The organism is Streptococcus infantis, from assembly GCF_047465035.1.
Classification (GTDB): Bacteria; Bacillota; Bacilli; order Lactobacillales; family Streptococcaceae; genus Streptococcus; species Streptococcus infantis_T.
The window spans coordinates 41,267-57,207 of sequence record NZ_JASHAQ010000006.1 but is presented as its reverse complement, the minus strand read 5'-3'; the positions used below and the strand labels follow the sequence as shown (position 1 = coordinate 57,207).

Below are 15,941 nucleotides of genomic sequence, written 5' to 3'. Positions count from 1 at the left end.
ACAACTAGTAGTTACTACTCAAAAATTAATCAAAAAAAGGGAGGTCTATTATGACTCAAGAATGGTTTGAAAGTGCTGATTTCGAAAAAACAGCCAACAATGATAAAAAAGATAGCCCATCCGACTCAGTTCTCCTTGAAGATGATGCAGAGACAAGAGAAGAGGCGCCAGTAGTTGAGGAAAATCCTCAAGCCAACCCAGAAGATAAGGAAACTAGTGAGGAAACTGTAGAGACTGAAGAGCTCGCTGAAAAATTAGAAAAGATAGACGAGTCAGAAGAACCTGTTAAAGAAGTTTCTCAGAAAAGTCAATCTTTGACTAGCAAGTCTTTGGAAAGTCCGTTTTTACCAGATTCTGTATCTACAAAAACAGCAGTATTTGCAGTTTTCAAAGAAGAACTGGCTGATCAGTGGGTTTGGCTACAAGGAGCCCTTAAAGAACCGACAGCAAGCATTGATACAGATAAAAAACATAGTTATAATGCCTTTGCGCTGCTGACCATATTTTCTGCTCTTAGTTTCTTCTGTGCGATTTATCATATCAAGCATGACTACTACGGCCATATGGCGGCTATCAACTCTCATGCCATCGAGCAGTTCCCTTCACTGAATCTCTTTTCTATCTTCTCCATCTTGGTAGCTACAAGCTTATTCTTCTTTTCTATCCTTATGGGTGGATTCGTGGTTAAACGTTTTGTCAATCAGGACAATGACTGGACACTAGAAAAAGCCTTGCAAGAGTACAGCAGACTCTTCGCCCTTCCACTCCTGCTCACGGGTATTGCGAGTTTCTTTGCCTTCTTTAATAGTCTACGCTTTGCGGCTCTTCTCTGCCTCATTAGCATTGGTCTGGTACTTCTTGCCAACCTCTATACCATCTCAAGACCAAGTAAAGATAGCCAAACTGACTCCTTCTATCGCCTTCTCTTAGCATTTCTAGTTAACGGTGGTATCCTATTTCTCTTCTTCCTAGCGGAAATGACTCTGGTTTTTGAATATTTACGAATCCTAGCTTTTATGTAAGATAAAGGTAGCGAGATAGAAAGATATTAGCTTTAGAGGATCATTACTATAAAATTTTAAAAACAAAAAAAGCGAACAAGACAGAATTCTGATAATCAGAAAACTAATCTTGTCCGCTTTTTAACTTTATAGAAACTTTTGTCACAGATTCCTTATTTATCTATTTGCTAAAGCTTCAAAATCTTCCCCCAAAACAGGTCCTACCACTATTTGGTTGGCATCCAAATCCTGACAAAGTTCCTTTGGAAGAACTTCTAAAAAGGCTTGGTAATCCAGTCTAGCTACCGCTTCATAGTCTTCAGGTTTAGAACCATCTCCAGAGATTTTCACCAGGTCAATCTCCCAGACAAGATCCTTACCAGCCAACTGCTCAACATAAGGCACAGGAACAACAGGACCTTTTGGCAAAATAGTCTTTACCCCTTGAGCCAGGTGGTAGATTCCATGAACCTTACCCTCACTATCTGGGTAGAATTTAGCACTTGCAGGATAAGCATCTGACCCTTGAACCCTCTTAACCAACTCTTCAAAACGTGCCAGTCCATCTTCTTCTAGGAAACTTTCTAAATCCTTCTTATCAAAGTAAATAGTTGATAGAATTCCTTGGCAGAAGGCCAAATGAGCATCCTTATCAGCTAGATAGTTATTAACAGTTTCTTGGAAATAGTCTTCCAAATCAAAGTCTGACAAACCTTCAACAGATTCACCAACCTTGCTAGACAAAGCCTGTAAGAGCCCTTCTACAATCTCCCAATCAGCTCTTGTAATCAAATCAGGAATGATCACTTGATAGCCTTTTTGAGCATCTAGATATCGAACTTTAAAGAGAAATTGAGACTTGCCTATGATTCCACACTCGATATACTCAAGGCGATTGAGGGGTTGACGAAGATAGACAGCATCATAACTATGTGACTCTAAGCCATCTACTAGGGCCAAGACTGACTTAGCTGTTAAAATCTCCTGTTGTCCTAAAATACTTTGTTTATTTGGAATAAAAAATGTTTTCACCATAAATGGTCTCCTTTGAAATCGTTTACATATAGTATACACCATTTTTCTGAAAGATACAGAAACAAACTTTAGATTTTTGAGTAAAAAGCATAGAAAAACAGCCCCTAAGGACTGTTTGATCTTATACAGTAGCTGCTTGATCCAAGCTTTCACCGATAGCGGCTAGGCGCTCAATCACTTCAGCTTGTGTCAATTCATTTTCTGAAACATAGCGGTTACGTGGATGAACACGGCACTCGTGTGAGCAACCACGAAGATACTTGTCTTCATTTTCTTCTGATGTCAAGATACGACGGTTACAGAATGGATTTCCACAGTTGACATAACGTTCACATGGTGTTCCATCAAACCAGTCTTTTCCTACGATGGTTGGGTTGACATGGTTAACATCTACGGCGATACGCTCGTCAAAGACGTACATTTTCCCATCCCAAAGCTCACCTTGAACTTCTGGGTCTTTACCGTAAGTTGCGATTCCTCCGTGCAATTGACCAACATCTTTATAGCCTTCACGGACCATCCAGCCTGAGAATTTCTCACAGCGAACGCCACCTGTACAGTAAACCACGACGCGCTTGTCCATGAATTTTTCCTTGTTGTCACGGACCCATTGTGGCAACTCACGGAAGTTGCGGATATCTGGGCGGATAGCCCCACGGAAATGTCCTAGGTCGTACTCGTAATCGTTACGTGTGTCAAGGACAACTGTATCTTCGTCAAGAAGAGCTTCTTTGAACTCTTTTGGAGACAAGTAAGCACCTGTTGTTTCAAGGGGGTTGATGTCGTTGTCAAAGTTATCATCCTCTAAACCAAGGTGGACGATTTCCTTTTTATAGCGAACAAACATCTTCTTGAAGGCTTGTTCACTTTCTTCGTCAATCTTGAACCAGAGGTCTTCCATACCTGGAAGGCTATGAACATAGTCCATGTATTTTTGGGTTGTTTCGTAGTCACCAGAAACAGTTCCGTTAATCCCTTCGTCAGCGACTAGGATACGACCTTTGAGGCCGATTGATTTACAGAAAGCCAAGTGGTCTGCCGCAAATTGTTCTGCGTTTTCAATTGGGACATATTTATAGTAAAGTAAAACTCGAATATCTTTTGACATAAGATTGATTCTCTTTTCTAAGATTAAATTATCAGAATTTTTTATTCAACTATACCAGTATACTCTCCCAAGAAAGCGAATGCAATTTATTTGACCGAAAATTGAAAAACAAGACCATTTTCAGATCTTGTTTCAGCTAAATATTCGGTGAAGAAAGGTTAACAAAAATGGTAAGGTTGCTACGATATTATTGATAACATGAACGATATAACCGGGATAGATACTCTTGGTATAGCGAGTTAGACCCGCATAAAGGATTCCAAACGTCGCAAAAACAAGAATATCTAGTACACTGGGAAAACTTGTAAAGTGAGGAAGAGCAAATAAAACCGAAGGAAGAATCAGGTCAAGCCCAAATTTCGAATCTTTAAAGAAGGCATGTTGGAGCAATCCTCTATAAATCAACTCTTCCATCAGAGGCCCTAGAAAAAATAAGGATAGGTAGAGACCCAACTCAGCAAAATTTGTCTCACTGTAGCCGATCAACACAGCCCACCCTTCAGAAGTTGATTGTACATGTCTAGCTGTTTGGAAATTAAAAGATATGTAAAGTACAGTTACGAAAACCGTCAAAACTGTATACCATAGCCATTTTTTCTTTGGAATAACAAAAAGGTAGCCATATCCTGCCTTGGCTAAAATCCAAATCATGAGGCCAATAAAGACAAGACTGATAAGATTTCGAATCCAGAAAAAATTCCCAATCTGAGAAGAAAATTGCCAGTAGTTTTGGACCACCAGTGTTAGCTGAGAGAGTCCATATACGAAAAATAAGTAAGATAAGATTGCACTGATTTTAAAGAGTAGATGGTATTTTTTCATATGTCTGTGTCCAACGTTATATGTAAGAGTAAATATCTGATTTTAAATACAGATAATTATATGCAAATACTGTAAAAAGAATCACCACCCCGTCTGGAAATATCCAGACAAGGCAGTGATCGCATCTTTTAGGAATGAATACACGAAATCAATTGTTCTTGAGATTATTTGTTTTTCAAGAATTCGTCGTATTGTTTTTGCATTTCATCCAATACTTTTTGGTAAGCACCTTCAGATTTAAGTTTTTCCATCAATTCTGGAATAGCTTTTTCTGGGTCTACAGTACCAGTATTGATAGCTGTATCGAATTGTTGCATAGTGTTAGTGATAGCTGAGATTTCAGATTTCACGTTGTCAGTGTTAAAGATAAATCCAAGCGCTGGAGATTCTTTTGCAGTTTCCAAGTCTTTCTTAGATTGTGCAATTTGTTCATCTGTAACGTTTTCGTTGATGTAAAGGATCCAGTTGTTACCAGTGTTCCATCCTGACATGTGAGTGTTTCCTTTGTATCCGTCAAGGACTTTAACACGGTTTTCTTTACCTGCAACTTTTTCCCAGTTCTTGCCTTCTGGACCGTAAACAAGGCCGTTCAAGAGTTCTGGGTTAGTGTTCAAGAGGTTCAACACTTCCATTGCTTTTTCTTTGTTCTTAGAGTTGTTTGAGATTACAAAGTTAGCAACTTGAGTTGTTTGGTTTTTCTTGATGAAGTTAGTAAATGGTTTGATTTGGATGTCTCTGTTAGCAACACGAGAAAGCAAGCTGCTACCGTAGTCAGCTGGTCCTACTGTTTCTTCACGTACGAACCAAGTATCTTGAGTAAGATCATATGAAGTATCGCTAGTTGCTACGTCTTTTGGAATGTATCCTGCCTCATAGAATTTGTGAAGAGTCTTCAAGTGTTCTACGAAACGAGGAACTTCGTAACGGTTAACGATCTTAGTAGTGTCGCCTTCAAGGTCGATGACGAATGGAAGACCATTTGCAACTGGGTAGTCAAAGTTTTCTGATGGGATAAAGTTTTTACCAACAGCGAATGGCATTACATCTGGAGCTTTTTCTTTGATTTGTTTCAAGACTGGTTCAAGTGTTTCATATGAAGTTACACCAGAGATATCGATGCCATATTTTTCAAGAAGTGGGCCGTTGAAAGCAAAGTTTTGTGAAGATGCAACGTTGGCTGCAACTGGCACTGAGTAGATCTTACCATTTACAGTGTTCCCTTTGATGTAAGCTGGGTCAAGTGCTTTGTAAAGATCAGCTCCTTCCTTCTTGTACAATTCTGTCAAGTCAGCATAAGCACCTTTTTGAGCGTTTACTACATAGTTATCTGCAAATGCGATATCGTAGTTTTCACCTGATGAAGTGATAACTGACATTTTCTTACCGTAGTCACCCCAACCAAGGTATTGGATATCCAATTTAGCGCCAACTTTTTCTCCGATGATTTTGTTTGCATTTTCTAGCAATTCATCTAAGTTATCTGGTTTGTCACCGATTTGGTACATTTTGATAACAGTTTTGTCACCTGAAGCTGAGTCAGCAGCTTTTTGGTTGTTTCCTTTAAGGTTTCCACAAGCAGCAAGGCTAGCAGCTAAAGCTACAAGGCTAGCAGATGCAAAAGCATATTTTTTCCAGTTTTTCATTATAAAAACTCCTTTTTTTATTTTTAAAGTTATTAACAAGTTGAGATTGTTGATTTTTCTTAGCTAGAAAAATCAAGGTTAGGGGAGAAACACGGTTTCTCAGATTTCCTTATTCTTTAACACCACCGATGGTCAAACCTTTTACAAAGTAGCGTTGGAAGAACGGATAGAGAATCGCGATAGGTAGGGTTGCAACTACAACCATGGCCATACGACCTGTTTCCTTTGGTAGGGCAACTGCAAGTTGTCCTGACATACCAACTGACTTGGCAATGTAATCCATGTTGTTTTGAATTTGCATGAGCAAATATTGCAATGGATACAAGTTGTCACTCTTGATGTAAAGAAGGGCGTTAAACCAGTCATTCCAGAATCCAAGCGCTGTCAATAGTGTAATCGTTGCGATACCTGGTAGTGAGAGCGGCAAGCAGATTTGGAAGAAGATACGAGCTTCACTCGCTCCATCGATACGAGCTGACTCGAGGATTGCTTCTGGGATGGTCTTCTTGAAGAAGGAACGCATCAACATGATGTTGAATGGTGAGAGAAGCATCGGAACGATCAAGGCCCAAATGGTATCACCAAGGTGAAGCAATTGAGTCACTACGATATAGCCTGGTACCAAACCAGCATTGAACAACATACTGAGGAGAGCGAAGATTGTAAAGAATTTACGATACTTAAATGTTGAACGTGAGATGGCATAGGCGTAAGTTGTTGTGATAAAGACGTTTGTCAATGTCCCAACTACTGTTACAAATACTGAGATAAAGAGCGCTTGTAAAATCTTATCTTTAAACTGAGCCAAAAACTCAAAACCATCTAATCCAAATTGTGATGGGAAGAAGCTATATCCATATTGAACGATACTCTTCTCATCTGTAACTGAGATAATGATAACAAAGATGAAAGGCAAGATACAAGAGAAGGCTAGCAAACCAGATATGATACTAAAGAAGATATCTGCTTTCTTGCTGAAGGAGTGTATGCCAACATTATCAATTTTTGCTTTTTGAACTTTTTTTGCCATATGCTCCTCCTTTCTAGAATAGGGCTGAGTTAGGATCTACACGTCGTGCTAGTAAGTTTGATAGGATAACCAAAATCAAACCAACGACTGACTGGTAGAGACCTGCTGCTGAAGCCATACCGATATCTGCTGTCTGAGTCAAACCGTTAAAGACATAGACGTCCAATACGTTTGTTACACTATAGAGCTGACCAGCATTGTGAGGGATTTGGTAGAAGAGACCGAAGTCTGCACGGAAGATGTTTCCGACTGCAAGGATGGTCAATACTGTCACAAGTGGTGTTAACTGAGGGATGGTTACGTTGCGGATACGTTGCCATTTGCTAGCACCATCCACTGTTGCTGCTTCGTAGTAGGTTGGATCAATACCCATGATTGTTGCATAGTACATAACACTACTGTATCCAAAGCCTTTCCAAATACCTAGGAAGAGGAGAAGATAAGGCCAGATACTGATGTCAGCGTAGAAGTTAATCCCCTTCATGCCAAGAGCTTCCAAGGCGTGGTTGATAACCCCTTTATCGATGTTTAGGAAAGCATCTGTAAAGAAACTGATGATAACCCAAGATAAGAAGTAAGGGAACAACATAGATGTTTGGTAGATTTTAACCATTTGCTTAGAGCGAAGTTCACTAAGGATAATGGCAATACCAACCGATACAATCAAACCGATAAAGATGAAGCCAAGGTTGTAAAGAACAGTATTTCGAGTGATAACAAAGGCATCTTTTGAACTAAACAAGAACTTGAAGTTGTCTAGTCCGACCCATTTACTATTTATAATACTGTGGACGAATCCTTCACCAGTCATATGGTAGTCTTTGAAGGCAACCACATTTCCAAATACCGGGATGTAGAAGAATAAGATCAACCAAAGTGTCCCTGGTAGAACCATTAAGAGAAAAATCCAGTTATCTCTCAAGGTTTTTGAAAACTTGTTCATAATTTCCTCCCTTTTTATTTTTCTAAAACTTGATAATCTCACAATTTTTAGATTTGATAACGTTTACAAAAATAGTATACTCTTATTTTAAGGATAGTTTAAACTACTAATTATAGAAAAAACTCCACAAATTATTTTATGTGGAGAACTTTTTTATATAAGAAGGATGTTTCACGAGAAACGTCTTGCTTGCAAGAGGTGTTGCCCATATTTGTTACTTGAAAACTTGTTCTAATATCGGTTGGTGAAAATCAACAAAATGAACCTGGGCATCTATAATAGCACCTGCTTCGTTTTTATAAATCTCTGGTTCCCCCTCAGTATGTAAAATAGTAGGGCGACCATCCTTGTAGCCAAAGAGAATCACTTCTGTCCCTGCTTCATTCACATAACAGGCCAAGATTTCAAATCGTTTTTCACCAAAACCAACAGTATAGCCATGCCATTTAAAAGTATAATTCTCTCCATCCACTTGTCCAAATTGCATAATCTGATCTGGGACTACAAGTCCATAATAGTGACCATATGTTGCTAGGTTAGTCGACTTATATCTTTCACCCTTACTATCTGAGTAAGATTCCATGGCTATTTTTATCTTGTCTGTTAGAGCACTATTGTCTGTGTCTGACTCATTCTCTGTAGTTACGCCCGTTTTTAAGAGAAATTCCTTAAAACCTTGCGCTAAATCTGTGTTTTCAGTCTCTTCAAAATTCGCAGCACTGATAGTTTCTAGTGCCTTATCAGCATACAAAACCTGCGCTTGCCCATCCTTGAGTGTAAATAGGTAGAAATGTCTGGCTTGATCGTCATAGTAGGCATCCAAAACCAAGTAATCATAGGCATTGTCACTCGATACTCCAAAAACATTCCATTTGACTCTTTTCTGAGAAACAGTTGTTGTTTCTATTTTTTTGATGAGTTCATTTTTTTCGTCAAAGTTTCTATGCTCTAGTCTATGATAGGACTGCCCCATAGAAGAAGCCCAGCTTGCAAACTCTTCCTGCCACTTTTCGGTATTGTATTGGATTAGCTTCTGAAAATCCGAGTAGTTCTTCATAATCAAGGCTTGGCCAGTCAGATTAGATAGTTGAAGCTCTTCCATGGCTACAAGAGTAGCAGCCATAGGTGATTGAACAGTTGCATCCTTGACTTCTTTTTCGTGCGCAAGAGCCTTTTGATAGGAATCTGCTAGGTAGTGAAAATAGTTGGTTACTTCCTTGGTTTGTTGGTTTTTTGGTGTTAACGAACTAGTTACGCTATCTTCTATCGTCTTGTGGCAGGCAGATAGAACTAACAAAATCGCAGCTAGGACTAATAGTAGCTTTTTCATGGTCAGACCTCCAAACTATCCTTATACTTTCATTATACTCCTTCCCTATCTCCAAATCAAAAAACATCTCCATTTATTTAAAAGGAGATGTTTAGCTATCTGTTATAAATTTCCTATGTTGTATAAATAGTCGAAGCTGTCGCAATAGTATGCCATTGGTTGGCTGTTGTTGCTGCGAAGTCCTTGTCTCCGTAGAAATCATTAAATGGCAGGATGTCTACTTCTAGTTCGTCGATACGCGAGATTTCGCCTGCTAGGTAGTTTTCAATGCGGCTTTCTGCGCGCTTGATGCGTTGCAAGAGTCCACCCATACGGATGTCCACTGTATCCAAGCCAAAGACCTTGTTCTCTTTTAGCCATTGTTGGCTAAAGAGCTTGTGGAAGTTTTCAATCTCGCTTCGGAGTTTTGGTAATTCTTCTCTAGCAATTTGTTGCAAGCTCTCTTTATCGCCTGCTTGATAGGCTTGACGGATGCGTCGTCCCACATCAACCTTACTACTTAAAATAGCATTCAACTGAGCCTGAGTTTCAAAGAGATAGGCATAGTTCCCAGCTTTCTCTTTAATGTCAGCAAGAGTCTCAGCTGCTTGGGCAAAGTGTGGCTTGTCTTGTTCAGGTGTCATGTGCTTGTCAAGAATTGGGCAGAGAACATCCTGATAAAAGACATAGCGGTTGGGGTTGATACCATGTATATTACCTGGTAGGTCTGGCAATAGGTTGGCAAGATCAAGTTGCATAAAGTCCTCAACCGATAGGCCTGTATTGGTCTTGAAATGAGCAGATAGACGCTCTAAATCATTGCGGTAGCTGAGTTCCGCCCAGATCTGTAAGCTTGGTAGAATAGAGAACTGGGCTGTTTCTCCACCATTATCTGCCCAGCCAGTCACGATGACTTCCCTAATCTGGTTGGCACGGCAGGCTTTATTGGCTTCAATAGCTACTAAGCGGCTAAATTGGTTGTGTGGTGTAAAACCAATCCATTTCCAGGCACCACCTGCAAAGGCGATATCTTGGCTAATCTTGTGGTGATTACGGAAGTTTCGGTTGTATTTTTCCTCGCTATCTTGGTAATAATCCCAGTAAACCAAGGTCACACGGTCTTTGAGACGGTCAAGGTAAACACGAGTTTCTTCTGGAATTTCCACCTCACGGTCGTACTGGCCATCTGCTGACATGAGCTTAAAGAACATATCGCTCCACATCTGGCAGTGGAAACCATACTTGTCTGCAATATCCAGCACACGCTCCAAGTGTTGGCACATAAGAAGACTACGGTCCACCACACCGTTTAGGATAAGGTAACGTCCCAAACCAACCAAGTGAGCTTCGTCCATCCCGATATTGACCTTGTGAGTTTGTAGTTTAGACAAAGTAGCAAACATACCGTCAATCAGATCGTAGACTTTTTCTTCACCGATGAGGAGAATGTCCTCTACATCACGAAGTTGCTGCACTTCCTTGACACCCCATTTAACAAAAGCTGACAAGTGGGCTAAGGTCTGAATACATGGTACAAAGGTCATGTCAAACTGTTGAGCGTAGGCTTCAATTTCCTGTAACTCTTCAGCTGAATAAGCTCCACGGAAATAACCAAAATAAGGTTGCCCTTCAATCTGATAGGTATCTTCCATGTAGAGCTCAAAGGTTGAATAACCCATGAGAGCCAAGACTTCAATCATCTGCTTGGCAGATGCAACATTTAGAACCGCATTTCGCGAACAGTCAGCCATGTAGGCTAAATCTTCATAAGCCGCTTGCTCCTCAATCTCCACCTTATCACCTTCTGCTAAAGCTGTTGCGAGAACAGACAAGGCGCGATAGAGTTGGTGAGATTTGCGATAAGTCAATTGATATTCTCCGCCCTCACCCTTGATAGAGATAGAAGCTTGGTCAGACTGAACGACTGCCACTTCTACATCTGGTAGAGAAATGTGCTTTTGAAGTAAGTCTATAGCTTGCTGTTGTTTACTGCTAATTCCGGTAAAATTTACCATTGGTTTTCCTCCTGTAACCAGTTGACAAGGGCACCGTAGAGATTGGCATCTGCCTGATAGGTGCAAGCTTGAATGACTGGAGCAATTGTATATTCTTCATATCTTTCCACAAAGGCGTCTACTGCTTTTTGCACCCCTTTGATAAAATCTGGGTTCTGACTGATAGAGCCACCTAGGCTAATGACATCTGGGTCGATCAGGTACTGAATATTGAGTAGTCCTTGAGCTAGATTACGATTCATACGCTCAATGGCTTCTTGGCAAAGGACATTGCCTGCTGCAGCCTCTTGGTAAACCTTACGGCCATCCCAGTCTGACTGACCAGACTTTTCGATCACATAGCGAACCATATTTCCTGTAGAAGCTAGTTGTGACCAGTTATTGAGTTTTTCTGCTGGTTCGATGGTGGTCATGTAGCCAAACTCACCACCCAAGCCATGGCGACCACGGTGAAGCTTGCCATTGATAATCATGGCCCCGCCAATCCCTGTGCCAATGACAACACAGGCGGCATTTTCAATTTCAGGATGAGCTAGCAGTTCACTAAGTCCAACACAGTTGGCATCATTTTCTAGATGGACAGGTAGATGGTGATGAGCAAGGGCCTGGTACCATGAAAATCCATGGATGTAAGGAATGGCACTAATTCCCTCAATCACTCCTGTTTCTTGATTGACCGCTCCTGGAACACTCATAGCAATCCCACGATAGTCCTGTTCTGACAAGCGTTGGTCCAACCAAGCCAAGAAATCTTCTAGAGTTTCTGGAGTTGGAGTGCTGGTCTTATCTAAAATCTTTCCATCAGAAGTTAGACTAGCAAACTTAATGCCAGTCCCTCCGATATCAATCGTTGCAATGGTCATTGCTTTCACCTGCAAAAGGAGCGAATCAGCAGTTGGTTCTTACTTTTTCGCTCCTCCTTTCTGTTTATGTTTACTTTTTGAAACTAAATTTCTTCTTTTTGAATCAATTCTGTACGAATTTCTTGTGGTGCCAATAGTCCTGAATGGACTGGGTATGGGCGTTCCAACAAGTCAAGAATGGTTTGTTGTTTTTCAGACACACGGATATTTTCTTGACTCATGTTGTAGTAACGAAGGACATAACCTTCTTCATTCTCAGCTACCTTAAAGGCTGTCGGGCAGACTTGTGGCAAGTTCAGTGCCGGATGGTTAAAGAGGCTACCCGTTGCTGCAACGCTCCCCTCTTGTTTTGCAACTTGAAGAGCTGTAAATGGCACCTGGAAGGCTTTGGCACGACGGAAAGCGGAGAAGCGTTCCCCTGCTTGGTGACATTCTACTGCAAACTCAACTTCGATAGCTCGCAAGCACTGAGCTTCTGGTGTTGGGAAATAGCCCCAGTCACCGAGTTCGCCTGAAGCACGAAGAAGGGTTACAGCCATGGTGTCATCTCCAAGAATTTCATATTCGTGCAATCCTTTATTGGATACGGTCACTCCTTTAACATCATCATACAAGCTGACAAAAGCTTGTTGGTGTTGTGGATTTTCAGGATTTTCCCAAGAAGCTGCTGGTTTATTTGGTCTTGTCACAACTTCATAGATGCTTTCAGAAGCATTGCTTGGACGAGTGTTATGAGTTTTCACCAAGAGACGAATGCGGTGGTCTTTGGCTGTATTAGTAAAGCGAGTCTTGAAGCGAATCTGTGGATTGTCCACAAAGACAGTCATTTCTGTTTCAAGAGGAATGGTTGTCAACTCTTCTGAACGACCTGCATCTCGTTTCATGAACTCGATGATACCTCTTTGTTCTGCATCCAATTTTTCATCTGCGCTAACTGGAACAGTCAAGTCATGTTTGAGCAAGATTTTGGCATAGCGAGCATTGTTTTCTAAGACTTCATAACCTTTCAGTTGAGCATAAATTGGCTCAGTTCCTTTCGGCTGGAAGTAAATGTACTCGTTACCAATATCTCCACGGTCCTCGAATTGGATGAAATCTTCGTAGGCTTCATTCGTAGTCTTGTCGTAAACTGTAATTCCTTCATCTACACTCACTGTTACGAATGGGGTATCAATGACTCCATTTTGATAAATACCATCTCTGTATTCTACTTGGCCTTCAACTAATTGGAAGCTTGCCCAAGAAAGCGGAGCAAGGTGGACCGGGATTGTCACGCGCACTTGACGAGCAATATAGGGTTGGCGGAACTTGTCTTTTGGTAAAGTATAACCAAAACTTGCTCCCAAGTCTTCAATCTTAGCTTCAATGACATGACCATCCAAATCTTCAACATGGTAGGTTGGTAAGGTCACGGCTGCCATCTTCTTGTAACCTTCAGTCGGATGCAATTCTTTGAAATCACAAGTAGCCACATCCACTACAACACTAACTGTATCAACCTTGTCATGTAAAGCTGTGTTGACAACGGTAAAGAGGTAGTCGCTTTGCGCATTTTGAGTAGCTAATTTACCCTTCCATTCGTTAAGAAGATTGGTCTTAACAAAATTCCCGACTTGATTAACCTTGGCAAAACGAACTTCCATTTCACGGTGAACTTCGTCAATACTACATCCACAGATGCTATCGTGTGGCGCATTTTGCAAGAGCACTTTCCATGCATAGGTCAATTGATCCTTATGGTTATGACCGCCAGTGATGATGGTCAACGGTTCCACAACCTGCTCTAACAAGTTGCTATTTTCTTGAAAGGCTTGTTTGAGGTAAATACGGGATGAAGAGGTGTTAGCAAGAGTATACCAACCATCCGTTTCCTGACTAGTCAACTCACCTGTAACCGTTGATAGGTGTTCAGGAAGTGCACTTTCCACTGCTTGGACATATTCGTCAAAGGAGCTATGAATAAAGGTCACATCAGGGAAGAGTTCGTTGGCTACACGAATGGCTTCACTAATATTTCTCTGTACAGGCTGGTGGTCACAGCCGTTCATCATCAACCATTGGTTGGTCGATGCGTAGTCACGCACATCTGACAATTTTTGTTTCCAGAAGGTCAAGGCCTCATCTTTATCAACTGGAATTTCATTTCCATTACTGTACCAGTTGGCAAAAAGAATCCCGAGAACACGACTACCATCAGCCCCTTGCCAGTACATCTCAGAAAATTGAGAGGTAAACTGTTCATCTTCAAGGACTTGGTTATCAAATCCGATTGGCTTGACACCGCGACCAAAGGCTGCTACGTGAATACCTGATTTTTGAAGGATTTGAGGAGCCTGCCCCATATTTCCAAAGGTGTCTGGGAAATAACCAATTTGAGTTGATTTGCCCCATTTAGCACATTCCGCTTGTCCAATCAAGGTATTGCGGACGTTAGCTTCACTGGAAATCAAGTAATCATCCTGCAAGATATAGAAAGGCCCAATCTTCAATTTGCCTTCGTCGATATAACGTTGCACCTTGTCACGGTTTTCAGGGCGAATTTCTAAATAGTCATCAAGGACAATGGTTTGTCCATCCAAGTGGAAGCTCTTGAATTCAGGGTCATTTTCAAAAAGATCAAACAGATTGTCAAAAAGTTCCACCAACTGCATCCGGTGACTTTCAAACGGTAAATACCACTCACGATCCCAGTGACTGTGAGAGATGATATGTACAACAACATTTTCCATGAGTAAAACCTCATTCTAACTTAAATTTTTAATGTTTTAAATATAAACTTGTGATTCTGTACAAGAATCTGTCGAGCAAAAGCTCATTAGCGGATATCCAAGTAATCCAAGACTAATTCGCAGAACATCATGTTGGCCCACGAGAACCATTCGCGTGAGTAGAGTGTCGGATCGTCCACGTGGAAGCTTTCGTGCATCACACCTGTTCCACCATCACAGGCAACCAACTGATCTAGCAAGAATTTCTTCTCTGCCTTATCCGTCGTTGTCAATCCTTGGATAGAAAGGGCAATCGGCCAGATATAGCGGTAGAAGGTATGTGAACTTCCGAGTCCACTTGCGTACTCTCCTTGGTAGAAATATGGATTTTCAGGGCTCAGGATAGTGCGACGAGTTGCTTGATAGACTTCATCATTAACATCACAGTAACCCAGATACGGAGCGGCTAATAAGCTTGGTACGTTTGGATCATCCATGATACTAGCATTTCCTAAACCATCTACCTCAAAGGCATAGATTTTCTCGCCCTTGCTGTTTGTTGTGTAGGCATAATTTTCGATTCCTTCTTGAATCTCAGCTTGGAGTCGTTTGGCATCAGCAATAATACTTTCGCTATCTACTAGATTTAATTCTGCAAAGATTTCCTGCACATAACCCAAGACAACCACTGCAAACATATTGGATGGAATCAAATAGCTATACTGACAGCAGTCATCGCTTGGACGAAAGGCTGACCAAGTCATACCTGTCACTGCAAAATCAGGTCCAAAGCCATCATTTACCAGAGTATCTTCCTTGCGGTCTGTATCCCGAACAAAACGATAAGGAGAGTTCTTGTGGTCTTGTTCCACCGTCCAGAGATGAAGGATTTCCTTAGTCGCTGTAACAAAGGTTTCATCAAATTGACTAGTTTCTCCTGTTTCTTTCCACAGAAGATAAGCCAATTGCAATGGATAACAAAGCGAATCTACTTCATACTTACGTTCCCAAATCCAGCCATTGAGGTCTGTATGGTCTGTCTCATGATGACCCTTCCAGTTCTCCTCAATATTAAAAGAGTTGGCATAGGGATCCTTGAGAATCAAAGTCATCTGGCGTTTAACCAAGCCAGCAATGGTCTGGCGCAAACGAGGGTCTCTTTTTGCCACATGAAGGTATGGTCTAAGCTGGGCAGTCGAGTCACGAAGCCACATAGCTGGAATATCTCCCGTCAATACAAAGGTCGAGCCATCTTCTAAAATCTCAACTGTATTGTCCAAGGTGTCTGTATAGCAACGTTCAAAGACATCAACCCACTCAGGATGCTCCTTGGCACGCTCTGCTACCTCATCTAGCCACTCTCTGACAATTTCTTTTGAATAAACCATAAACTATTTTGCCTCTTTCAAACAAATTTTCATTTTCAGTATATAGCTTTTAGTCCAGAAAATATATACACAAATG

12 protein-coding genes are annotated in these 15,941 nt (G+C 41.1%); 1 reads left to right on the top strand and 11 read right to left on the bottom strand.

Annotated elements, in window-relative coordinates:
• The first annotated feature begins 50 nt into the window (after positions 1 to 50).
• Positions 51 to 1,022, top strand: a complete 972-nt coding sequence (locus QM406_RS03955; RefSeq protein WP_414273484.1) for a DUF6574 domain-containing protein — start codon at positions 51 to 53, stop codon at positions 1,020 to 1,022.
• Between the two features lie 156 nt (positions 1,023 to 1,178).
• On the opposite strand, the gene QM406_RS03950 is transcribed toward QM406_RS03955, so the two are convergent.
• From QM406_RS03950 to QM406_RS03900, 11 genes are all read right to left on the bottom strand, one after another.
• A complete protein-coding gene (locus QM406_RS03950; RefSeq protein WP_414273483.1) occupies positions 1,179 to 2,036 on the bottom strand; it encodes a DUF4299 family protein in 858 nt (285 codons plus the stop codon).
• A 121-nt stretch (positions 2,037 to 2,157) separates the two neighbouring features.
• Positions 2,158 to 3,144, bottom strand: coding sequence for a rhodanese-related sulfurtransferase (locus tag QM406_RS03945; RefSeq protein ID WP_414273482.1), 987 nt, complete (start codon positions 3,142 to 3,144; stop codon positions 2,158 to 2,160).
• Positions 3,145 to 3,276: 132 nt separating this feature from the next.
• A complete protein-coding gene (locus QM406_RS03940) occupies positions 3,277 to 3,966 on the bottom strand; it encodes a lysostaphin resistance A-like protein (RefSeq protein WP_414273481.1) in 690 nt (229 codons plus the stop codon).
• Positions 3,967 to 4,130: 164 nt separating this feature from the next.
• Positions 4,131 to 5,609 carry an ABC transporter substrate-binding protein gene (locus tag QM406_RS03935; RefSeq protein ID WP_414271083.1) on the bottom strand — a complete coding sequence of 493 codons (1,479 nt, stop codon included), beginning with the start codon at positions 5,607 to 5,609 and terminating at the stop codon, positions 4,131 to 4,133.
• Positions 5,610 to 5,718: 109 nt separating this feature from the next.
• Positions 5,719 to 6,639 carry a carbohydrate ABC transporter permease gene (locus tag QM406_RS03930; protein ID WP_414273480.1) on the bottom strand — a complete coding sequence of 307 codons (921 nt, stop codon included), beginning with the start codon at positions 6,637 to 6,639 and terminating at the stop codon, positions 5,719 to 5,721.
• Between the two features lie 13 nt (positions 6,640 to 6,652).
• Positions 6,653 to 7,582 (bottom strand): ABC transporter permease, encoded by a 930-nt coding sequence (locus QM406_RS03925; RefSeq protein WP_001032155.1) that lies wholly within the window; start codon positions 7,580 to 7,582, stop codon positions 6,653 to 6,655.
• Positions 7,583 to 7,796: 214 nt separating this feature from the next.
• Positions 7,797 to 8,912 (bottom strand): DUF4767 domain-containing protein, encoded by a 1,116-nt coding sequence (locus QM406_RS03920; protein WP_414273479.1) that lies wholly within the window; start codon positions 8,910 to 8,912, stop codon positions 7,797 to 7,799.
• Between the two features lie 113 nt (positions 8,913 to 9,025).
• Positions 9,026 to 10,906, bottom strand: coding sequence for a beta-N-acetylhexosaminidase (locus QM406_RS03915; RefSeq protein ID WP_414273478.1), 1,881 nt, complete (start codon positions 10,904 to 10,906; stop codon positions 9,026 to 9,028).
• Positions 10,900 to 11,769 (bottom strand): ROK family protein, encoded by an 870-nt coding sequence (locus QM406_RS03910; protein WP_414273477.1) that lies wholly within the window; start codon positions 11,767 to 11,769, stop codon positions 10,900 to 10,902. Before QM406_RS03910 ends, QM406_RS03915 begins: the two co-directional genes overlap by 7 nt.
• 83 nt (positions 11,770 to 11,852) lie before the next feature.
• A complete protein-coding gene (locus tag QM406_RS03905; RefSeq protein WP_414273476.1) occupies positions 11,853 to 14,498 on the bottom strand; it encodes an alpha-mannosidase in 2,646 nt (881 codons plus the stop codon).
• A gap of 86 nt (positions 14,499 to 14,584) precedes the next feature.
• On the bottom strand, positions 14,585 to 15,865 hold the full coding sequence (locus QM406_RS03900; protein ID WP_414273475.1) for a glycoside hydrolase family 125 protein: 1,281 nt from the start codon (positions 15,863 to 15,865) through the stop codon (positions 14,585 to 14,587).
• Positions 15,866 to 15,941: the final 76 nt, after the last annotated feature.